At 70.7% G+C, this 20,310-nt stretch carries 16 protein-coding genes; 8 read left to right on the top strand and 8 right to left on the bottom strand.

All coding sequences use genetic code 11. The features are described from left to right. Positions 1 to 101: 101 nt before the first annotated feature. On the bottom strand, positions 102 to 1,118 hold the full coding sequence (locus AWQ68_RS34185) for a LacI family DNA-binding transcriptional regulator (protein ID WP_066948839.1): 1,017 nt from the start codon (positions 1,116 to 1,118) through the stop codon (positions 102 to 104). A gap of 214 nt (positions 1,119 to 1,332) precedes the next feature. Here AWQ68_RS34185 and AWQ68_RS34190 point away from each other — a divergent pair, with 214 nt between their 5' ends. The 5 genes from AWQ68_RS34190 (at position 1,333) to AWQ68_RS34210 (ending at position 8,042) form a co-directional block, all read left to right on the top strand. Continuing rightward, the gene (locus AWQ68_RS34190) at positions 1,333 to 2,595 is read left to right on the top strand and encodes an extracellular solute-binding protein (protein ID WP_245656381.1); all 1,263 of its coding nucleotides are present in this window, start codon (positions 1,333 to 1,335) and stop codon (positions 2,593 to 2,595) included. 93 nt (positions 2,596 to 2,688) lie between these two features. Further along, on the top strand, positions 2,689 to 3,690 hold the full coding sequence (locus tag AWQ68_RS34195) for a carbohydrate ABC transporter permease (RefSeq protein WP_066948844.1): 1,002 nt from the start codon (positions 2,689 to 2,691) through the stop codon (positions 3,688 to 3,690). Further along, positions 3,687 to 4,541 (top strand): carbohydrate ABC transporter permease, encoded by an 855-nt coding sequence (locus tag AWQ68_RS34200; protein ID WP_066948847.1) that lies wholly within the window; start codon positions 3,687 to 3,689, stop codon positions 4,539 to 4,541. Before AWQ68_RS34195 ends, AWQ68_RS34200 begins: the two co-directional genes overlap by 4 nt. 67 nt (positions 4,542 to 4,608) lie before the next feature. Then, the gene (locus AWQ68_RS34205) at positions 4,609 to 5,979 is read left to right on the top strand and encodes a glycoside hydrolase family 5 protein (RefSeq protein ID WP_066948849.1); all 1,371 of its coding nucleotides are present in this window, start codon (positions 4,609 to 4,611) and stop codon (positions 5,977 to 5,979) included. A gap of 491 nt (positions 5,980 to 6,470) precedes the next feature. Continuing rightward, positions 6,471 to 8,042: a glycoside hydrolase family 43 protein gene (locus AWQ68_RS34210; protein ID WP_084464710.1), complete on the top strand. Its 1,572-nt coding sequence runs from the start codon at positions 6,471 to 6,473 to the stop codon at positions 8,040 to 8,042. On the opposite strand, the gene AWQ68_RS34215 is transcribed toward AWQ68_RS34210, so the two are convergent. Beyond that, positions 8,043 to 8,846 carry an SDR family NAD(P)-dependent oxidoreductase gene (locus tag AWQ68_RS34215; protein ID WP_066948852.1) on the bottom strand — a complete coding sequence of 268 codons (804 nt, stop codon included), beginning with the start codon at positions 8,844 to 8,846 and terminating at the stop codon, positions 8,043 to 8,045. A 218-nt stretch (positions 8,847 to 9,064) separates the two neighbouring features. Between AWQ68_RS34215 and AWQ68_RS34220 the strand changes: the two genes are divergently transcribed. Next, positions 9,065 to 10,261: an NAD(P)/FAD-dependent oxidoreductase gene (locus AWQ68_RS34220; RefSeq protein WP_066948854.1), complete on the top strand. Its 1,197-nt coding sequence runs from the start codon at positions 9,065 to 9,067 to the stop codon at positions 10,259 to 10,261. Here AWQ68_RS34220 and AWQ68_RS34225 read toward each other — a convergent pair. From AWQ68_RS34225 to AWQ68_RS34245, 5 genes are read right to left on the bottom strand one after another with little or no spacing between them, the layout of a single operon-like run. Beyond that, a complete protein-coding gene (locus AWQ68_RS34225) occupies positions 10,224 to 11,168 on the bottom strand; it encodes a hypothetical protein (protein ID WP_066948857.1) in 945 nt (314 codons plus the stop codon). The two genes, AWQ68_RS34220 and AWQ68_RS34225, sit on opposite strands and share 38 nt — an antisense overlap. Before the next feature lie 6 nt (positions 11,169 to 11,174). Further along, positions 11,175 to 12,110 (bottom strand): SCO2521 family protein, encoded by a 936-nt coding sequence (locus tag AWQ68_RS34230; protein ID WP_066948958.1) that lies wholly within the window; start codon positions 12,108 to 12,110, stop codon positions 11,175 to 11,177. A 26-nt stretch (positions 12,111 to 12,136) separates the two neighbouring features. Then, complete coding sequence (locus tag AWQ68_RS34235) at positions 12,137 to 13,102, bottom strand: SCO2522 family protein (protein WP_066948860.1); 966 nt, start codon at positions 13,100 to 13,102, stop codon at positions 12,137 to 12,139. Beyond that, the gene (locus AWQ68_RS34240) at positions 13,099 to 14,013 is read right to left on the bottom strand and encodes an SCO2523 family variant P-loop protein (protein WP_066948863.1); all 915 of its coding nucleotides are present in this window, start codon (positions 14,011 to 14,013) and stop codon (positions 13,099 to 13,101) included. Before AWQ68_RS34240 ends, AWQ68_RS34235 begins: the two co-directional genes overlap by 4 nt. Positions 14,014 to 14,015: 2 nt before the next feature. Next, positions 14,016 to 15,848 (bottom strand): SCO2524 family protein, encoded by a 1,833-nt coding sequence (locus AWQ68_RS34245; RefSeq protein ID WP_066948866.1) that lies wholly within the window; start codon positions 15,846 to 15,848, stop codon positions 14,016 to 14,018. A 313-nt stretch (positions 15,849 to 16,161) separates the two neighbouring features. On the opposite strand from AWQ68_RS34245, the gene AWQ68_RS34250 reads away from it, so the two are divergent. Both AWQ68_RS34250 and AWQ68_RS34255 read left to right on the top strand, forming a co-directional pair. Continuing rightward, complete coding sequence (locus AWQ68_RS34250) at positions 16,162 to 17,178, top strand: 2-hydroxyacid dehydrogenase (RefSeq protein ID WP_169809041.1); 1,017 nt, start codon at positions 16,162 to 16,164, stop codon at positions 17,176 to 17,178. Between the two features lie 119 nt (positions 17,179 to 17,297). Then, positions 17,298 to 18,893: a thiamine pyrophosphate-binding protein gene (locus AWQ68_RS34255; protein ID WP_066948961.1), complete on the top strand. Its 1,596-nt coding sequence runs from the start codon at positions 17,298 to 17,300 to the stop codon at positions 18,891 to 18,893. 1 nt (position 18,894) lies between these two features. Here AWQ68_RS34255 and AWQ68_RS34260 read toward each other — a convergent pair whose 3' ends face one another. Next, positions 18,895 to 20,193: a HAMP domain-containing sensor histidine kinase gene (locus tag AWQ68_RS34260; protein WP_245656384.1), complete on the bottom strand. Its 1,299-nt coding sequence runs from the start codon at positions 20,191 to 20,193 to the stop codon at positions 18,895 to 18,897. Between the last annotated feature and the right edge of the window lie 117 nt (positions 20,194 to 20,310).

A 20,310-nucleotide genomic window follows, 5' to 3' on the forward strand; every position in this document is an offset into this window, starting at 1 on the left:
CTCGCCCACCTGGACATTTCGCGAGAAACCCTAGCGCGCCGGGCGAGCCGTACGGACCTTGAAGAGGTCAGCGGGTACGAGCCGCCCGGTGGGAGGGCCGGTCACGCGACGCGCGGAGGCGCGGTGCTCTCCCTGACGACCAGATCGGTGGCCAGTTCCATCCGGCGCGGCTCGGGCACCTCGCCCCGGCCGATGGAGAGGACCATCCGGGCGGCGAGCGCGGCCATCTCCTGGAGCGGCTGGCGGACGGTGGTCAGCGGCGGCCAGGCGGAACGGGCGAGGGGGAGGTCGTCGAAGCCGACCACGGACAGGTCCTCCGGCACCCGCAGGCCGCGCTGCCTGGCGGCCTCGAAGACGCCGAACGCCTGCATGTCGCAGCCGGCGAAGATCGCGGTCGGCGGGGCGGGCAGCGACAGCAGCGCGTGCCCCTGGTCCCGGCCGGAGCCGACGAGGAAGTCGCCGTTCCTGATCAGCTCGGGGTCCACGTCGAGGCCCGCGGTCTCGAGCGCGGCCCGGTACCCGTCGATGCGGGCCCGGCTGCAGAGCATGTCGGGCGGGCCCCCGATCATGCCGATCCTGGTGTGGCCGAGTTCGAGCAGGTGCCGGGTCGCGGCCAGCCCGCCGTGCCAGTTGGTGGCGCCCACCGACGTCATGCCGGGGGCGGGCTCGCCGTCCGGGTCCACCACGACGAACGGGATGGCGCGGGCGTTGAGCTGCGCCTGCTGGCGCGCGGACAGGTGCGACCCGACGATGATCGCGCCGTCGGTGCGGCGGGCCGCGATGCGGTCGATCCAGTCGCGGCCGGGGCCGGACTTGGTGTGCAGCACGGAGACGACCACGCTCGCCTCCGTCTCGCGCGCCACGGTCTCGGCGCCGCGGATCAGCTCCATCGCCCACGGGCTCTCGACCTCGGCGATGACCAGGTCGATGAGGCCGACCGGCCCGTCCCTGTGGCCGGTCCTGCGCTGGTAGCCGTGCTTGTGGAGGAGGCGCTCGACCCGCTGCCTGGTCTCGGACGCCACCTCGGGCCGGCCGTTGATCACCTTCGAGACAGTGGGGACGGAGACTCCGGCCTCCTTGGCTATCAGGGCGATCGTCACCCGTCTCTGCGCTGGCATGGATCACAGCGTAGCCGAAAACTTTCGGATTCGCTGTCCCGCTGTCCTGCCCGCTATGGGATCGCTCCCACGAACGCTATTGACGCGTAACGCGCCATTTACCTATTCTCCGGGTCACGAAATATTCGGGGGTGCACCTGAAACTTTCACGGGGCTCCGTGCGAGTCCGGAGATAAGGAAGGGAAGCACTGACATGTCGTTGACGCGACGAGGTGTGGTCTTATTCGCGACGGCCGCGCTCGTCCTCGCGGGCTGCTCCAGCCAGGGCGGCGACGGAGCGGCGGACAAGGCCGCGTCCGAAAAGGTCACCGTCGAGTGGTGGAACATCGGCACCACCGAGCCGCTGAAGTCCCTCCTCGCGGAGCAGGCCAAGGCGTACGAGGCGGCCCACCCCAACGTGACGATCAAGAACGTCCCCATCGAGAACGAGGCGTTCAAGGCCAAGATCGCCACCGCGACCCAGTCGGGGAAGGCGCCCGACGTCTACGCGACCTGGGGCGGCGGCGTTCTGCAGCAGCAGATCGACGCGGGGCTGGTGAAGGACCTCTCCGCAGACACCGCCTCCTGGATCGGCAACTTCACCACGGCCTCGCTGCAGGCGTACCAGTTCGACGGCAAGACGTACGCGATCCCGAACGACATCGGCATGGTCGGCTTCTGGTACAACAAGGCGCTGTTCGCCAAGGCGGGCATCACCGAGCCGCCGGCCACGTGGAGCCAGTACCTCGACGACGTCAAGAAACTCAAGGCGGCGGGCATCACGCCGATCGCCCTCGCCGGCAAGGAGAAGTGGCCGGGCCACTACTACTGGGCCTACCTCGCCATGCGCATCGCCGGCCTGGACGCGCTCAAGCAGGCGGGCGCCGACCACGACTTCACCAAGCCGGAGTTCGTGTCGGCGGGCGAGCACCTCAAGCAGCTCGTCGACCTCCAGCCCTTCCAGAAGGGCTTCCTCGGCGCGGGCTACTCGACCCCGGACGGCCAGGCGGCCACCGTGAGCAACGGCAAGGCCGCGATGGAGCTGATGGGCCAGTGGGCCCCGTCCGTCGAGAACGACACGGGCAAGGGTCTCGGCGAGAACCTCGGCTTCTTCCCCTTCCCCGCCGTCGAGGGGGGCAAGGGCTCGGCGGCCGACGCCTTCGGCGGTGGCGGCGGCTACGCGGTCGGCGCGAACGCCCCGGCCGAGGCGCTCGACTTCCTGAAGTTCCTCCACGACCCGGCCCAGCACCGCAAGGTGGTGGAGTCCGGCGCGCTCCTGCCCGTGCTCAAGGGCGAGGAGGACGCGGTCAAGGACGCGAACCTCGCCGTCGTCGCCAAGACGCTCGCCTCCGCGACCGGGTTCCAGCTCTACCTCGACCAGGCCTACCCGCCCGCCGTGGGCCAGGAGGTCAACGACAGCGTGGCGGCGCTCATCGCGGGCTCCAAGAGCCCCGAGGAGGTCGCGCAGGCCATCACCGAGACGGCCAAGTCCGAATAAGCCCACCGGGGCGACGACGCGGGCCGGGCGACGACCCCGCCCGGCCCGCGCGCCCCACACGGACCGACGAGACGACGGACGGAGCGAAGCGACGTGACACCCCCGGCCCTGACGGGCGAGCGATCGGAGAGCCCCGCGGCCCATCAACGTACGGCGCGCGCGCAGGCGCCTCCGGAGGCCCGCCGCCGGAGGTTCCGCGGCCTGGTGACGATCACGATGTTCCTGCTCCCGGCGCTGGTGCTCTTCACCCTCCTGGTGCTGGTGCCGATCGCCGTCGCCGGCTACACCAGCCTGTTCAAGTGGAACGGCCTCGGCGGCCTGCCCACCCAGTTCGTCGGGCTGGACAACTTCACCCGGATGTTCGGCGACGAGGTCTTTCTCGGCGACCTGTGGCGGGGACTGGTTCTCATCGTCCTGTCGGTCACGATCCAGCTCCCGCTGGCGCTCGGCATCGCGATGCTGCTCAACCAGAAGATGCGCGGGCGCGCGGTCTACCGGATGCTGTTCTTCGCGCCGTACATGCTGTCCGAGGTGATCACGGGCGTCCTGTTCACCATGATCCTGTCGCCGGACGAGGGGCTGGCGAACCAGATCCTGCGCGCCGTCGGGCTGGAGTCGCTGGAGTCGGAGTGGCTCGGCGACCCGTCCACCGTCCTCGTGTCCGTGTTCATCGTCATGACCTGGAAGTACTTCGGCTTCCACATGATCCTCTACCTCGCCGGGCGGCAGGGCATCCCCAAGGAGCTGGGCGAGGCGGCCTCCATCGACGGGGCGAGCTCGTGGGAGCAGTTCCGCTACATCACCCTGCCGCTGCTCGGGCCGACGATCCGCATCAGCGTCTTCCTCTCGGTCATCGGCGCGATCCAGCTCTTCGACCTGGTGTGGGTCCTGACCGCCGGAGGCCCGATCCACTCCTCCGAGACCATGGCCGTCACGATGTTCCAGTTCGGCTTCAAGCGGTCCCAGGTCGGCTACGGCACCGCGATCAGCGTCGTCATGTTCCTGATCAGCCTGATCTTCGCGCTGGGCTACCAGCGGTACGTCCTGCGCCGCGACACCGAAGGAGCGATCACCACCATGCGGGACCAGCGATGAGCACCCACCGCACCCAGGCCCGGCGACCGGGCGTCATCCTCCGATCCGTCTCGCTCCAGACCCTCGTCGTGGTGCTCGGCGCGTTCGTCGTCGTGCCGCTGCTCTTCGCGCTCATCGGCGGGTTCAAGGACACCGCGCAGCTCTCCACGAACCCGTTCGGCCTGCCGTCCCCGTGGGTCCCGGAGAACTACACGGACGTGCTCACGTCGGGCTTGTTCTGGCGGCAGATCCTCAACAGCGTCTTCATCGCCCTGGCCACGACGCTCGTCGTCGTGGGCCTGTCGGCCATGGCGGCCTTCGTCTTCGCCCGCTTCGCGTTCCGCGGCAGGGAGGCGCTGTACACGCTGTTCACGGTCGGGCTGATGTTCCCGTTCACGGTGGCGATCCTGCCGCTGTTCGTGCTGGTGCGGGCGATGGGGCTGCTGGACAACCCGTTCGGGGTGATCCTGCCGCAGGCCGCCTTCGGGCTGCCGATGACGATCATCATCCTGCGCTCCTTCTTCCGTACGATCCCGAGGGAGGTCGAGGAGGCGGCGACCATCGACGGATGCACCGCCTTCGGCTTCTTCTGGCGGATCCTGCTGCCGATGGCCCGGCCCGCGCTGGCCACGGTGTCCGTGCTCGCGATCGTCGCGAGCTGGAACAACTTCTTCCTGCCGTTGGTGATCTTCACCGACCCCAACTGGTGGACCGTCCCGCTCGGGGTCCAGCAGTTCTCCGGCCAGTACGTCTCGGACACCGCCAAGGTCCTCGCGTACATCGTGCTCGCGATGGTGCCGGCACTGGCCTTCTACGGCGTCGCCGAACGCCAGCTCATCGGCGGGCTCACCGCGGGTGCCACGAAGGGATGACCTTCGGCGTTCGGCCGAACACGATGACCGCCGGGCCGCGTCCCGGCACCTTTGAGAAGGAGTTGTGATGACCCTGCGTGTGTCCGGATCCCGCCTCGTCACCGCCGACGGCGCGCCCGTGCGGCTGCGCGGAGTGGGCCTCGGGGGCTGGATGAACATGGAGAACTTCATCACCGGTTACCCGGCGAACGAGTCCTCGATGCGGGCCGCGGTGCGCGAGGTGCTGGGGGAGGAGCGCTACGAGCTGTTCTTCGACCGGCTGCTCACCGCGTTCTTCGACGCCGCCGACGCGGACCTGCTGGCGGATCTCGGGGTCAACTGCGTGCGCATCCCGGTCAACTACCGGCATTTCGAATCCGACGACCGCCCGATGGAGATCGTCGAGCACGGCTTCCGCCACCTGGACCGCGTCATCGGCCTGCTCGGCGACCGGGGCATCTACTCCGTGATCGACATGCACGCCCTCCCCGGCGCCCAGAACCAGCACTGGCATTCCGACAACCCCACCCACATCGCCTTCTTCTGGCACCACCGGCACTTCCAGGACCGGGCGGTCCACATGTGGGAGACGATCGCCGACCGGTACAAGGACAACCCGTGGGTCGCGGGCTACAACCCCGTCAACGAGCCCGGGGACGTCGAGGGGCGCGTGGTCGGGCCGTTCTACGACCGCCTCGTCAAGGCGGTGCGCGCGGTGGACCCGGCGCACGTGCTCTTCCTCGACGGGAACCGTTACTCCACCGACTTCTCGATATTTCGTGAGGTGTACGAGAACACGGTGTTCGTCTGCCACGACTACGCGCTGGCCGGGTTCGCGCACGGCGGGCCGTACCCCGGCTACACGCGCGGCGAGTGGTGCGACCGCGCCGAGTTGGAAAGCGCCTTCGAGCGGCGGACCGCCTTCCAGCGGGAGACCGGCACGCCGGTGTGGGTCGGCGAGTTCGGCCCCGTCTACACGGGCGACCCCGAGATCGACGCTCAGCGGTACCAGATCCTGCGCGACCAGCTCGAGATCTACGACGCGCACGAGGCCGGGTGGTCGCTGTGGACGTACAAGGACGTCGGCCTCCAGGGGCTCGTCTACGCCGATGGGCCGTACATGGACAGGTTCGGGCCGTTCATCGCGAAGAAGAACCGGCTCGGCGCCGACCGGTGGGGATCGACCATGGAGGAGGCGGCGGCCGACCTCGCGCCGCTGCACCGCCTGATGGAGCGGGAGTTCCCGAACTGGGACCCCTACCCCTGGGGCGCCCGCTACCAGATCGACGATCTCCTGCGGCACATCCTCATCGCCCAGGCCCTGCTGCCGGAGTACGCGGAGCTCTTCCGCGGCCTGTCCGACGACGAGCTCGTGGCCCTCGCCGACTCCTTCGCGCTCGCCCAGTGCGTACGGCGGGAGCCCCTGATCGAGCTCCTGGCCGGGAATCTGGCGCGGTAGGCGCCCCTTTGGACCGTGACTCGCCCGCTCCACTGAGCGGCGAGCCGTGGGACACCCGGCATGTGGCCGTGACCCTCGCCGAGAATGCCGAGTTCAGGGAGTGTCGCGGTGAACGTTGTGCAGCGATATATGCAGAATTCACCGGATATTGCGGCGAAATTCGCGCATTGGCATGTTCCAATAAGGAGTGGCCGGGTCTCGTCTTCCGCAGCGTGCGAGGCCCGGCCGCCTGACCCCTCCGCCGTCGCGCCCGTACCCGTAGTTCGCGCGCGGCCACCCGCCCTCCCGGACGACGCCGGCCCCAGGCGGAGCCCGCCCGTCTCGGCCGCCGGCGGATCGGCGACGGCTCCGCCGGGCCGAGACCCCTCTCCCGCTCGCCCCCGCTCTTGGCCGGCCGACTGATCCGTGGGCGCGTCCGCTTCCGCCGCTTCTGTGGACACCGCGCCCCAAACCGACCGCTCACTTATCACTTATGAGGAGGAACCGTCCGAATGACATCTGGGACGAGCAGGGTGACGGAGGACGCTCCGGGCCTGGCGGCCTTTCCCGCGGAAGCCGGGTATTTCCGCAATCCGGTGCTGCCCGGCTGCCACCCGGACCCCTCGATCTGCCGTGTCGGCGAGGACTACTACCTCGTCACCTCCACCTTCGCGTGGTTCCCCGGCGTGCCGATCTTCCACAGCCGGGACCTGGTCCACTGGCGGCAGATCGGGCACATCCTCGACCGGCCGTCCCAGCTCGACCTGGACGGTGTAGCGCTCTCGGACGGCGTCTACGCCCCGACGATCCGCCACCACGACGGCGTCTTCTACATGATCACGACACTCGTGGGCGGCGGCGGCAACTTCGTGGTCACGGCGAACGACCCGGCCGGGCCGTGGAGCGACCCTCACTGGCTGCCGGAGACCCGGGGCATCGACCCGTCCCTGTTCTTCGACGAGGACGGCACCGCGTGGGTGCTCGGCACCCGCGAGAAGGACGCGGCCCGCTATCCCGGCGAGACCGAGGTCTGGCTCCGGCGGCTCGACGGCCTGACCCCGACGGGTGAGGAGCACGTCATCTGGGAGGCGGTGCACCGCCGCGCCGTCTGGTCCGAGGGCCCGCACATCTACCGCATCGGCGACTGGTACTACCTGCTCACCGCCGAAGGGGGCACCGCCCGCGACCACGCCGTCATGATCGCTCGCTCCCGCCACGTGACCGGTCCGTACGAGCCGGACCCGCGCAACCCCGTGCTCACCCACCGCGCCAAGGGGCGGGACCACCCCATCGCCGCCACCGGCCACGCCGACCTGGTGGACACCCCGGCGGGGGAGTGGTGGATGGTGCTGCTCGCCACCCGCCCGTACGGAGGCGACTTCGCCAACCTGGGAAGGGAGACCTTCCTCACCCCCGTCACCTGGGAGGACGGATGGCCGGTCGTCGGCGAGGTGACGCCGATCCGGCGCTCTCCCGCGCTCGCCCCGCATCGCTGGCCCGCCGCCCCCGTCTGCGACCACTTCGACGGCGTACGGCTGTCGCCCGTCTGGAACCACCTGCGCACGCCGCGCGAGCCGTACTGGAGTCTGTCGGGCGGCCGCCTATGGCTGCGCGCCCGCCCCGAGACGGTGGCACGCAGGGAGAGCCCGAGCCTGGTCGCCCGGCGCCAGCAGCACCGGGACTTCGCGGCGTACACCGCGCTCGACTTCGTCCCGGACGGTGACGAGTGCGCCGGGCTCGCGCTGGTGCAGAACGAGGACTTCCACATCCTCGTGGTGCTCACCGCGCGCGGCCTCGAATTGCGGGTACGGGAGGCCGGAGCCGAACGCCTCCTGGCCCGCGCCGACGTGCCGCCCGGGCGGGTCCACCTCGGTGTGGAGGCGCACGGGCAGGACTACCGCGCGCGGTACGCCCTCGCGCCGGACGAGTGGCGCGACCTCGGCGGGCCCGTGGACGGCCGGATCCTGTCCTCCACCGTCGCGGGCGGCTTCACCGGCGCCTACATCGGCATGTACGCCAGCTCGAACGGGCGTCCCGGCGAGAACTCCGCCGCGTTCGACTGGTTCGAGTACCGCGGGCTCTGACTACCGCCCGCTCTGCCACCGCGCCCGCCGTACGGCGAGGCCGGCGGCCCGCGTGGCCAGCGCGGGCGACAGCCGTACGAGCCGCCAGGCGAGCCGGGCCGAGGCGGGCGCCACGATGAGCGCGCGGTTCCGCGCCACGCCGCGCAGGATGTCGCGGACCAGCGCGTCCACCGGGTAGAGCCGCCCCTGCGCCCGCACCGCCGCCCGCCGGGCCTGCTCGCCGATTTCCGTCGGCGGCAGGCCCGGATTGGCGTGGTCGAGCAGCGGGGTGTCCACGAAACCGGGGCAGACGACGCTCACCCGGACACCCCGGGCGGCGGCCTCCGCGCGCAGCGCCAGCGACAGGCCGACGACGGCGTGCTTGCTCGCCGTGTAGGGGGCCATCAGCGGCGCCGGTGTGAGCCCGGCGAGGGAGGCGGTGTTCACGATGTGCCCGAAGCCCTGCCGCACCATGATCGGGTAGGCCGCGTGGACCCCGTGCACCACCCCGCGCAGGTTGACGTCGATCGCGGCGTTCCAGTGGTCGAGCGTCATCTCGTCCGCGTACCCGCCGATCGCGATGCCGGCGTTGTTGAACACGTAGTCGAGCCGGCCGTGCTCGTCCCGGACGGCGGCGAACAGGTCGCGCACCGCGCCCGCGTCCGTCACGTCGAGGACGGCGTGCGCGCAGCCGAGCTCGGCGGCGGTCTCCTCGGCGTTCCGTATGTCGGCCACCGTGACACGCGCGCCCCGCGCGACCAGCTCGCGGGCGAGCGCCCGGCCGATCCCCGAGGCTCCGCCCGTGACGACGACGGTTCTGCTCATCCGCGTCCCTCTCCCGCTGCTTCCGCCGGCCTCATTCGAGTTGTACGAGCCATTTGACAACGGTGCAAACAGGACACTTCAGCAATCGTGTGAGTTCGCCTTACTCTCAAGATTCTTTCGCGATAAAGTTCCCATGAGGCACGCGTGTGTGACCTTCTTGAACGTCCTGACCTCACCTACTGTGGAAGCCGGAATACGGCGAAGCATGGGGAGCTTGCGTGCGTGAGACCTGTGATGTCGCGATCGTCGGCGGCGGAGTCATCGGATGCGCGATCGCGCACAGGATCAGGTCGGAGGGCAGGAGCGTCGTCCTCGTCGAGGCGGCGTCCCAGCTCGGCCTCGGGGCCTCGGACGCCGCGATGGGCGGCATCCTCACTCAGACCGAGAGCTCGTGCCTCGGCCGGCTGAGCTCCGTCATCAAACACAGCCGCGACCTCTACCCGGCGTGGCTGGCCGAGCTGGCCGGGATCTCCGGCGTCGAGGTCCCGGTGCTGGACGGCGGCGACATCCAGGTGGCCCTCGACGACGAGGAGATGACCCGCCTGGAGACGGAGATCCTGCCCCAGTGGGAGGCGTCGCCGTTCAGGGTCGAGCAGCTCACCGCCGTCGAGGCCCGGTCGCTCGAACCCCTCCTCAGCGAGGCGGTGGTCGGCGGCTTCCTGCTGCCGGACGAGCTGGCCCTCGACCCGCGCGAGCTGATGGGCGCGCTGCGCCGCACGATGGAGCGCGCCGGCGTCGCCGTACGGGTCGAGACCCGCGCCCTGCGGGTGGAGTCCGGCCCCGGTGGCGCGCGCGTCGAGCTGCGGGGCGGCGAGACGATCCACGCCGAAACCGTCGTCGTGGCCGCCGGGCACCTCAGCGGCCTGCTGCTGCCCGCCCTCGACGCGGTGATGCTGCCGATCAAGGGCGAGGCGTACAACGTGCGCCGTCCCGGCTTCACGACCTACCCGCTGCGCCACCACGTCTTCGCCGAGATCAGCTCCGGCGGCCGCACCGGATATCCGTACCTGGTGCCCCGGCACGACGGGCGGCTCGCCGTCGGCGTCACCTACGAGGAGGGCGTGGGCGACCCCACCCCGACCGCCGCGGGCCGCGACGAGATCGCCCGCTGGGCGGCCACGCTCATGCCGGCCGTGGCGGACTGGCCGGTCGAGCGCCACTGGGCCGGGCTCCGCCCGGCGAGCGCCGACCACATCCCGATCATCGGGTACGTCGACGACCATCGCAGGCTGGTGGCGGCGACCGGACATGCCGGCCTCGGCATCACCCTCGCCCCGGCCACCGCCGAGCTGGTCTCGGCCGTGCTGGACGGCCGCGCCGACGAGGAAATCGCGCGGAGCCTGGAGATCTGCCGCCCGGACCGCGCGTTCACCCCGCTCAGGACGGCTTCGACGCCAGCTCCCACAGCTCCTTGAACCGCTCGATCCGCTGCCGCACCCGGGGCGGTTCCAGCACCAGCAGCGTGTGCACGAACGTGTGCGTGGTGATCTGTCCCACCTGCGGCGCGGACGGCGTGATCTCGTAGCTCACGTCGTCGTCGAAGATGATGAAGTCGAGCAGCCCCAGCGGACTGGACAGGTCCTCGGGGGTGAGGATGCGCACCTCGATCCCGATCTCGGTGTGCATCTTGCAGATCCGGCGGAACATCTCCGACTCCACCCGCTCGGTGCGGTCCACGAAGAAGATCCGACGAATCCGCACCCCGGTCCGGAGCCGGTCGCGCTGGGCCTCCAGGTAGCGCTGGCCCGCGTCCGTCGTCCAGAACCCGCCGTCGAACTCGCTCGGCCCCTGGTCCACCACGTTGAGGCTGAGGGCGTCGAGGGTGCGCTGGGTGTTGCGGGTCAGGCCGAGCAGCCAGTCGCGGTCCTCGCCCTCGTAGATGACGTTGCCCTCGCTCAGCTCCCGCAGCAGCGTCGAGATCCGCGCGATCTCCGACTGGGCGAACGCCTGCACCAGCGCCGGCATCTCCTTGTCCACCCGGGTGGCGTTGCTCACCAGCTGCGTGATCACGTCGGTCTGCACCGCCGACGCCTCCACCCGGTTGAACAGCTCGGTCGCCTTGGTGATCCGAGACAGACCGGTGATCATCTCGTGGCGGGTCGCCTCGAGTTGCTTGTCGACCTCGATGAGGTACTGCGTCAGGAAGACGACGGCGCTGATGAACACCGTCAGCACCAGCGCCCAGGCGGTGTGCTCGCCGTTGAAGGCCGGCCCGTTGTCGTTGGTGAGGAAGTACGTGGGTACCCCGACCGCCGCGGTGATGAGGACCTTCCGGAGGGTGCGGGGGATGATCTCGGCAGAGATCCTCGTCTTACCTGGCATGGGCACCTACCACCCGCCCGCCTCCCTCAGCAGAGCCAACGTGTTGATCGCGATCTGGTCGCGTACGCGCGCGACCAGTGACTGCCACTGGCGGCTGAATCCCGGACGCCGCTCCAGCGCCTCCCAGAGCGGGGCGAAGCCGTCGTCCAGCCGGGCCGCCGGCATCCACAGGTGCAGCAGGTGGTCCACCGCCGGGGCCAGCTTGGCGGTGACCTCCGCCCGCGTCGCCGTGCCCACCCTGGCCCTCTCGACGATCACCAGCAGGGTGGTCAGCAGCCAGTCGTGCAGCGCCAGGTCCTCACAGAAGTCCACGACATCGGGGGTGAACCCGTCCGGCAGGACCAGGCGCAGCGTCCGCACCCGGTCGCGGCCCAGCGTGAACCGGATGCCGGGGCCCTCCCGGCCCGGCTCCTCGGCCACCGCGACCCAGCGCAGCCGCGTCCGCGCGCTGCGGAAGGGCGCCTTCCTGTCCAGCAGAGGGGACGCCTGCACGGCGTCCATGAACCGCTCGCTCACGCTGCCGAGATCCAGGCAGTCGTTCCACGCGCCGCTGTCGGCGAAGCCGTCCGCCAGATCGGGGACGCGCATCTTGCCGAACACCTCGACCACGCCGGGCCGCGCCAGGTAGTGCGACCACGACAGGCGGTGGTCGGCCTCGGCGCGCGCGACCTGGATGTGGGACGACCCCTGGAGCACCCGCCCGCCGGTCACCGACGCCCGCGACAGCACCGTCCCGACCCCTCGGACCCTCGCCCGCGCCGCGGACGCCAGCCGGCAGTCCACCCCGGTGAGCTGGTCGGGCGACACCGCGTACACGATGGGGCGGCGCGAGATCCGCACCCGCTCGCCGGAGAGCAGTCCGAGGACGCCCTGGCACAGCGACTCGGGGATCTCCCCCGAGTTCTGCAGGAGCCCGGTCCGGACTTCCCCCATCACCAGCATGTGCGCTCCGATCACGGATCCGGCGGTCAGGCCCCCAGGAAGATGTAGGAGATGCGATCGACGAGCTCGTCCGGCAGGGGGATGCCCTCGCCGCCGCTGCGGTCGGCCACCTGCCGCAGGACCGCCGCGTCCACGAAGACCTGGCTGAGGATCGTCCGCACCGCCAGCTCCACCGGCAGGAATCGCGGCGACAGCACCGACATCGTCGTGTACGCGCTGAACGGGGCCGCGGCCGGGTTGAGCTGGACGACCGCCGGGAGCTCGTCCCAGCTCGCCGGAAACGACGGCCCGCGCGGCGTCGGGCGTACCGGCAGCTCACCGTCGTTGCGGATCATGCCGAGCCGCAGGAGCTGCCAGACCGCGGCCAGGAACGGACAGGACCAGGTGCGGCCCCGGCTGTCGCTGTCCCACAGCTCGACGTCGACGAAGATCGAGTGCCGCCGCTTGGCGTTCTGCGCCGGCGGCTCCCACCCTTGAGCCGACCCCATCGCCACCTGTACGGCGCCGCCGTACGGGGACCTGGCGCCGTTGCAGAGCCAGCCGGTCTCGGTGACCGGCGGGCGCGAGCCGTCGGTGCCGGGAGGCGGGTCGGTGACCAGCCGGTCCTCCACCAGGCGGGCCAGCTTCACGCCGTCCGCCTCGGCGCAGGCGGACTCGCGGGCGAGGTAGTCGATGGTCAGGTCGCACTCGGCCGCCGCCTCCAGCACCATCGGCACCAGCTCGGACGGCGTGCTGAATCTGCTGAAGTAGTCGTCGATCAGGAAGCAGGTGCTCACCCTGGCCCGGCCGCCGGGAACCCGGGCCCGCCAGCTCGCCCGCATCGTCTCGGCCCACGGGGCGACGTGCCGGAACTGCTCTCTCAGCCGCTCCGGCCCGGCCTGGAAGTCCTCCATGTACAGGTGGCCCAGCTCGATGGACACGTGCGACAGCGGGGCGGAGGCGACCCTGCGCTCCGCCTCGACCTCGCCGAACGTGGCGTACGCCGGCGTCACAGGGCCTCCCACGCGCTGTCGTCGACGATCTTCTTGGCCAGGTCGTCGAAGGCCGCGACCGTCTCGGCGTTCGCGATCTGGCTGGACAGCACGTCCTCGTCGGAGATGAGCTGCTCGCGCCACTGGAGCACGGGGTCGAGCGGGATCTTGCCGAGCATCGACGTCCGGCCCACGCCGTACCGGCGGGCCAGCTCGCGCAGCTCGCGGTCGCACTCGTTCAGCCACGCCTTCTGCGTCTCGCGCAGCCCCTCCAGCTCGGCGGCGTCCGGTTCGAGTACGGCGGTGCGGACGAAGCGGATGTGATCGGCGAGGGTCTCCTCGTCGTGGCCGTGCTCCACGCCCGCCGCGAGGAGGCCCTGCCTGCCCCGGACGAGGCCGTGGGCCGCGATGATGTGCTGGCGGGTCCACCGGTGGAAGACGAGCCAGCGGAAGGGCACCCCGGGCAGCCGCGCGGTGGCCGCGAGCGCCATCTGGGCCGCGAACGAGCGACCGGCGCTGAGGTCGACCAGGCACAGGTCGAACTCCTCCTCCAGCCGGGTGAAGAGCCGGACGCACCGCCGCAGCATCTCCTCGCTCACCGTGGAGAACTCCCCACCGCCTTCGTCGCCGGGGAAGAGCACCATCTGGCCCGCTCCGGGCGGCTTGGCGCGCAGCCCCTCGCGGTCGGTCTCGGCCCAGATGTCGATGCGGTGCGGGTCGGCGATGCGGCCCTCGAAGTAGCCGTGCATCCCGCCCTGGATGGTGCCGCGCGCCGCCGAGCTGACGCTGAAGATCGCCCCGGCGGTGGGCGAGCCGAAGTCGAAGTCGAGGTAGCACACGTCGCTGCCCTGGAGCGCGCGGCGGTAGACGATGTTGCTGCTCGTGACCGAGCGGCCGGTGCCGCCCTTGTCGGAGATGGCGAACACGAGCATCGCTACATCGCCTCCGACGCGTTCTCGCGCGCGGTCGCCTGGCGTTCGAGTTCGAGCAGGGCGTCGCTGATCAGCGCGATCGCGCTCCCCGGACGCTCGCCCATGATGGCGCGGGCGCGCTGCAGCGCGGCCTGGACGCCGCTGACGCTGGAGCGCAGGTGCTGCCCCGGGAGGGCGGGGCGCAGCACCTGCTCCCTGTTGAGGAGATGCTCGGCCTCGCTCAGCATCTCCCCGGCGATCTCGACGAGCTGGGAGCTGCGCAGCGGAGCCTCGCCCGAAGCCTGCGCCAGCGACACGAGGAACTCCACGACCCGCTCGGTGAAGTACCACGAGGGCTGCTCGTACTGGAGGCCGATGTCGGGGAAGGCGTTCGCCGGCTGGTCCCACAGGCCCCTGTGGACGCCGCCGGCGAACTGGCGGGCCTGGATGTGCTGCCAGATCTGGTCGGCGAGGTTGTGCAGCCGTTCTCTGGTACGTGAGCTCTGCGCCACGTTGGAGACCCAGATCGTCCGTTTGAGCAGCGTGATGGCGAAGTCGGAGACGACCCAGATCATCTGGGGGCCGAGTTCGTCGCTGCCGTGGAGGTTCACCCGTACGCCCGGCGCGTGCAGCGCCACCGGCGGGTCGTCCGCGACCGCCCTGCGGGTGATGCGCGCCCGCATCGCCAGCTCCTCCAGGACGCCGGCGACCCGGTTGAGGTCCACGTCGCCCGCCCTGCTGCGGGCGAGGTACTGCACGACCATGGCGGTGACGCCGAGGCTGTAGTAGTCGGACTCCTTGCCGTCGGTGGTCCGCCACGGGATGTCCTCCAGCGGCCAGCGGCCCTTGCCGTACGTTGCGACGGTGCGCCAGTAGGCCTGGGTGAGGTCCCAGCGGAGTTGGAGCGCGGAGGCGAGCTTCTGCTGGTCGTCGTTGAGCAGGCCGAGGACGCGGGTGCGTTCGGACCACAGGTCGACGAGGCCGACCAGGGCGTTCACGGTGAAGTAGAGGTAGGGCGTGTCGGCCGCGATGCCCTTGGGCTGCTGGCCGACCTGCAGGTTCGTCTCGACGGTCGGGGCGTCCTTGACGACGCTCCAGGACCAGCCGCACTCGAAGAGCAGGTTGGGGTTGTCGAGGTCGACGACGCCGGACCCGATGGAGAGGTCGCGCAGCCCGGCGCGGACCTCCTGGAGCCGCCTCTGGAAGTCGTCCAGGACGCGCCGTCTGGGCGCGCCCGTCTGGTTGGCGGTGCGCAGCAGCGCCTCGCCCTGCGGAGACGAGGGCTCGAAGGCGTTGACGGAGAAGCTGCGCAGCATCCCCACCATGGCGGCGGAGAGCCGGTCGCCGGCCAGGGTCTCCAGCTCGCGTATCTCCCGGCGGATGCCCTCGCGCCGCACGCTCTGGCGGAACACCTTGAGGAAGCCGAGCATGCTGAGCATGAGCGTGATCGACATGGAATAGGAGTCGACGATGTCGATCGCGCGCTGGTCAGGGGTGATCTCGTCGCCGGGGATGGCGGGCTGGAAGTAGCTGCCGCCGGAGAAGTCCGGCCGGCCGTCCTCGTACGTGTAGCTGCGCAGGTATTGCGAGAAGAGGCGCAGGAGCAGCCGGGGGATCTCGACGCTGTCGCCGAGCACCTCCAGCGCGTTGAGCACGTCGTCCGCGGTCTCGTCGGGAGTGTCGAGGCGGAAGCCGGGGAGCTCCGCCGCGGGGTACATCAGGCACAGGAGTTGCTCGGCGTCCGCGATCGAGTTGGAGCCGTCGCGCCCGCCCCACCCCCATTGCCTGTCCCGGTAGGAGGTGCGTGCGGCGGCCTCCCAGAGCTCCAGGAGCTGCTGGCGCGGCTGAAGTTTCATGGATCTCCCTCGCCACGAAGATCCGGCCGGGCGACGTCGTCCGGCACGGATGGCTGCCATTCTTACCACTGAATTCCATTTCAACAATAAGTCAAGAGAGATTCCATCGCCTTCGGGGAGAGACCACGTACCCGGCCGGACCTACACTTGGGAAGGTCAGCACCGTTGTGGTATTCCGGGTTTCCCGACGCGCCGAATCCGTTACGGCGAGTCCGTGCGAGAAGGCGACTGTGTCGAAAATCCGAAATGCCCGCCATTTACGCCGAAAGACCTGATCATGCCTCAAATGCGGACGAGCGATCACATATCCGCCGTGGATGTCGCAGGTGGCGAGGTGGCGCTCACGGGGGCCGCGGTCGGCGCGGCGAAGATCGTGGTGAGCGGCGCGGGCATCGACGAGCGGCTCCTCGCCCCGCTGCACGGCCTGGGCTGCCGGGTGGTGTCCATCGGGCGCAAGGAGACGCCGACGGCGCAGGCGTTGCGGCACGAGCTGGCGGACGCGGTGGCCTACCTGCACGGGGGCGAGGAGGTCGTCTCGGAGGAGGCGCTGGAGCTCGCGGACGGGCTCAGGGTCATCGCGTTCCTGGGCATCGGCTACGAGACCTTCATCGATGTCGCGGCGGCCCGCCGGCGCGACATCGTGGTGACCAACACGCCGGGGCGGACGACGGACGCCGTGGCGGAGTTCACCATCGGGCAGATCATCAACGCGAGCCGGCGCATCCCCCGGCATCTCGGCACCGTCTATCCGCACTGGTCGGGGGCCGAGGAGCTGCCCGACGAGCTGGTCAGCAAGAAGATCGGCATCGTGGGCCTGGGGCAGATCGGCGCCCGCATCGCCGGCATCCTGCGGCTCGGGTTCGGCTGTCGGGTCTCCTACTACAACCGCACCCGCAGAGAAGACCAGGAGATGACCCTCGGGGTGCGGTTCCGGCAGCTCGCCGAGCTGGCCGAGTGGAGCGACGTCCTCGTCGTCATGGTCGGCAACGCCGAGACCGTCGGGCTGATCGACCGTCGCGTCCTCGCGCGGGTCCGTCCCGGCTCGATCCTGGTCAACACCGCGCGGGCCTCGGTCGTCGATCCCGAGGCGCTGCGTGACGCGCTCGCCGGCGGGCGGCTCGCGATGGCGGTCTTCGACGGCTACTACCAGGATTCGAGCGTCGCCAAGGACCTGCTGAACGATTTCGGCGACCGCATGTACGTCACCGGGCACATCGCGTCGCACACGAAACAGTCGATGGAGCGGATGGTCCGCCAGGCGGTGGATTCCGTCGTCAATCTGCTGAGCGGCAGGCCCGACCCCAACGTCGTGATTCGCGGACATATTTAGCCCATCTAATACCTCTATATCCGGATAGCCGGAAATGCGGCCCTCTGTCACGGTGTGGCAACCCGAAGATACGATGCGCACGTACCGGCCCTGGCGTCGAAATCCGTGTGGGGGTGGAGATGGAAGCCACGGGGGCGGAGGTGCTCGTCGCCGCGTTGCGGACACACGGTGTGGACACGGTCTTCGGCATCCCCGGCACGCACAACCTGGCCGTCTATGAGGAGCTGGCCCGCGGCGGCGTCTCCTGCGTGACCCCCCGGCACGAGCAGGGCGCCGGATACGCCGCCGACGGGTACGCCCGGGTCACCGGACGGCCCGGCGTCGCGCTCACCACCACCGGCCCCGGCGCCGTCAACGCGGCGACGGCGCTCGCCCAGGCGTACTCCGACTCCTCGCCCGTGCTGCTGCTCTCGCCGGGGGTGCCGAGCGACCACCCCTACCTGGGGCGCGGCTACCTGCACGAGAGCAAGGACCAGTCCGGCGCCCTGGGCGCGCTCTGCGCGTGGAGCCACCGCGTCACGTCCATCCGCGAGATCCCGGCCGCGGTGGGCCGCGCGTTCACCTCGTTCGCCGAGGGCCGTCCGCGCCCCGTCCACGTCGAGGTACCCGCCGACCTGCTCGAACGCCGGGGGAGCGCCGACCTGGCCGTGCCGTACCGGCCGATGCCGCGGGTGCCCGACCCGGCCGCGCTCGACCGGGCCGCCGGGCTGCTGCGCGGGGCGCGCCGGCCCGCGATCGTTCTCGGCGGTGGCGCACAGCGGCCCGGCGACGACGAGCAGGTAACCGGGCGGCTCGCCATGCTGCTGGCCGAGCGCATCGGGGCGCGCGTGGTCACCACCGTGAACGGCAAGGGCTCTGTCCCGGAGAGTCACCACCTGTGCCTGGGCGCGACGCTGCGCCTGCCGGTCGTGCGGCGCTGGCTCGCCTCCTGCGACGTCGTGCTCGCCGTCGGCACCGAGCTCGCCCCGGCGGATTTGTGGGAGGACCGGTTCGTCCTGACCGGAAGGCTGATCCGCGTGGACGTGGACCCCGCCCAGATGTACGGCGACCACGTGGCGGACGTGCCGGTGCTGGCCGACGCGTGCCTCGCCCTTGAGGGGCTGGCCGCCCGGGTGCCGGAGACGAAGGACGCGCCCATGCCGGACGGCCGGGTGGAGCGCGAGCGCGACGCCGAGTTGCGCGAGGTGGCCCGGCGGTGGGCCCCGCAGCTCGCCGCGCTGCGCGAGGCGATGCCGGCCGACACGGTCGTGGTCGGCGACAACTCGATGATGAGCTACCACGGCGCGATCGTCGGGATGCCGGTGGACCCGCCCGGCCGGTTCCTCTTCCCCGCCGGGTACGGCACGCTCGGGTTCGCGCTGCCCGCGGCCATCGGGGCCAAGGTCGGCCGGCCCGACCGGCCGGTCGTGGTGCTGGCGGGCGACGGCGCGTTGCAGTTCAGCGTGCAGGAGCTCGCCACCGCCGTCGAGCTGCGGCTCAGCCTGCCGATCGTGGTCGCGGTTAACGGCGGTTTCGGCCAGATCAGGGACGAGATGCGGCGGCGCGGGATACCGCCGGTCGGGGTCGATCTGCACGCCCCGGACCTGATGACCCTGGCCGCCGCGTACGGCGCGTGCGGACGGGTCGCCGACCGTCCGGAGGAGCTGGGCGACGCGGTCGCCGAGGCGCTCAAGACGCCGCTGCCCACGGTCATCTCCTTCCGGGAGCCCGGCTGACTCAGCCGGGCAGCGGGATGCGCAGCACGAACCGCGCGCCCTTGGGGGAGTCCTCCAGCGTCAGTGAGCCGCCGTGGGTCTCGGCGATCTGCCGGGCGATGGGCAGGCCGAGCCCGGTGCCCCCGGCGTCCCTGGTGCGCGCGGCGTCGAGCCGGGCGAATCGCTGGAACACCATCTCCCGCTGATCGGGCGGGATGCCGCCGCCGTCGTCCACGACCTCCATCACGGCCGTGTCCCCCTGGCGTTCGACCACGAGCGTCACCTCGCGCTCGGCGTGGCGTTCGGCGTTGTCGAGGAGGTTGATCAGCAGGCGGGCCAGGCGACCCCGATCGCCTCGCACCACCACGCCGGGGGTGAGCCGCCGGTTCACCACGACCTTGCGCGGCCTGCGGTCGAGCTCGCCCGCGACCAGCTGGGACAGGTCGACCGGGTCGTTCCTCCCGGGGGCGCCGGCGTCCAGCCTGGCGATCTGCAGCAGGTCGGTGACCAGGTGCTGGAGCCGGTCCATGCTCTCCAGCAGCGCCTTGCCCGTCTCCTGCCAGTCGGCCTCGTCCGGGTGGAGCAGGGCCTCCTCGACCTCGGCGCGCATGGCCGTCAAGGGGCTGCGCAGGTCGTGGGAGGCGTCGGAGGCGAAGCGGCGCTGCCGGTCCACCGCGGACTCGGCCCGGTCCAGCGTCTGGTTCGCGGTCACGGCGAGCCGTCTGAGCTCGTCCTGGAAGTGAGGCACCGGAACCCGCTGGCTGAGATCGCTCGCGGTGATCTTCGCCAGCTTGTCGGTGATCGCGTCCACGGGGGCGAGCGTCTTGTTGACCGTGCGATAGGCGCCGAGCGCCGTCAGCAGAACCAGCAGGAGCGAGCCGCCGGTGATCGTGCCGAGCAGCGGACCGCTGACGTACCACGGCACATCGGGGCTGGCGGCGTAGAGCCACCAGACGCCGTTGGCCAGGTCGATCGGGAAGGCCAGCACCATCCTGCACTCGCCGGGGAACGACGGCATGTCGCACAGGTGCCTGATGGCGTAGGTGTCGATGTTGGGGGTGCCGAAGTCGCCGAGCGGAGGCCCGCCTTTCACGTCCGGGGTCGCGGCCACGAGCGTCCCGACCGGGTTGTAGAGCTGGATGGCGGCCTCGCCGGGGTCGGGGATGCTGGTCGGGACGCCCTTGCGCCGGAGCTCCTGCACGACCCGGACGGAGTCGGCGACGAGCTGCTGCCGGTGGTAGTCCGTGGCGCTTTCGCGGACGGCCATCAGGATGAACACCGACGCGACGGCGCAGATCAGCGCCATGACGACACTCGACACCACCGTCAGGCGTGTCCGTATCGACCACCCGTGCCAAACGCTCACCCGATCCCCCCGTGACCAGATGATCACACTAGGTCAGGTTCTGGGGTTAGGAGGGATGTTTGACGTCAAAAC

This window comes from Microtetraspora fusca (assembly GCF_001570365.1).
Classification (GTDB): domain Bacteria; phylum Actinomycetota; class Actinomycetes; order Streptosporangiales; family Streptosporangiaceae; genus Microtetraspora; species Microtetraspora fusca.

Bases quoted from the DNA above. Each gene is read 5' to 3' on its own strand.
- AWQ68_RS34185 (WP_066948839.1), bottom strand. From the start codon at position 1,118: ATGCCAGCGCAGAGACGGGTGACGATCGCCCTGATAGCCAAGGAGGCC.
- AWQ68_RS34200 (WP_066948847.1), top strand. From the start codon at position 3,687: ATGAGCACCCACCGCACCCAGGCCCGGCGACCGGGCGTCATCCTCCGA.
- AWQ68_RS34205 (WP_066948849.1), top strand. From the start codon at position 4,609: ATGACCCTGCGTGTGTCCGGATCCCGCCTCGTCACCGCCGACGGCGCG.
- AWQ68_RS34210 (WP_084464710.1), top strand. From the start codon at position 6,471: ATGACATCTGGGACGAGCAGGGTGACGGAGGACGCTCCGGGCCTGGCG.
- AWQ68_RS34215 (WP_066948852.1), bottom strand. From the start codon at position 8,846: ATGAGCAGAACCGTCGTCGTCACGGGCGGAGCCTCGGGGATCGGCCGG.
- AWQ68_RS34225 (WP_066948857.1), bottom strand. From the start codon at position 11,168: ATGCCAGGTAAGACGAGGATCTCTGCCGAGATCATCCCCCGCACCCTC.
- AWQ68_RS34230 (WP_066948958.1), bottom strand. From the start codon at position 12,110: ATGCTGGTGATGGGGGAAGTCCGGACCGGGCTCCTGCAGAACTCGGGG.
- AWQ68_RS34240 (WP_066948863.1), bottom strand. From the start codon at position 14,013: ATGCTCGTGTTCGCCATCTCCGACAAGGGCGGCACCGGCCGCTCGGTC.
- AWQ68_RS34245 (WP_066948866.1), bottom strand. From the start codon at position 15,848: ATGAAACTTCAGCCGCGCCAGCAGCTCCTGGAGCTCTGGGAGGCCGCC.
- AWQ68_RS34255 (WP_066948961.1), top strand. From the start codon at position 17,298: ATGGAAGCCACGGGGGCGGAGGTGCTCGTCGCCGCGTTGCGGACACAC.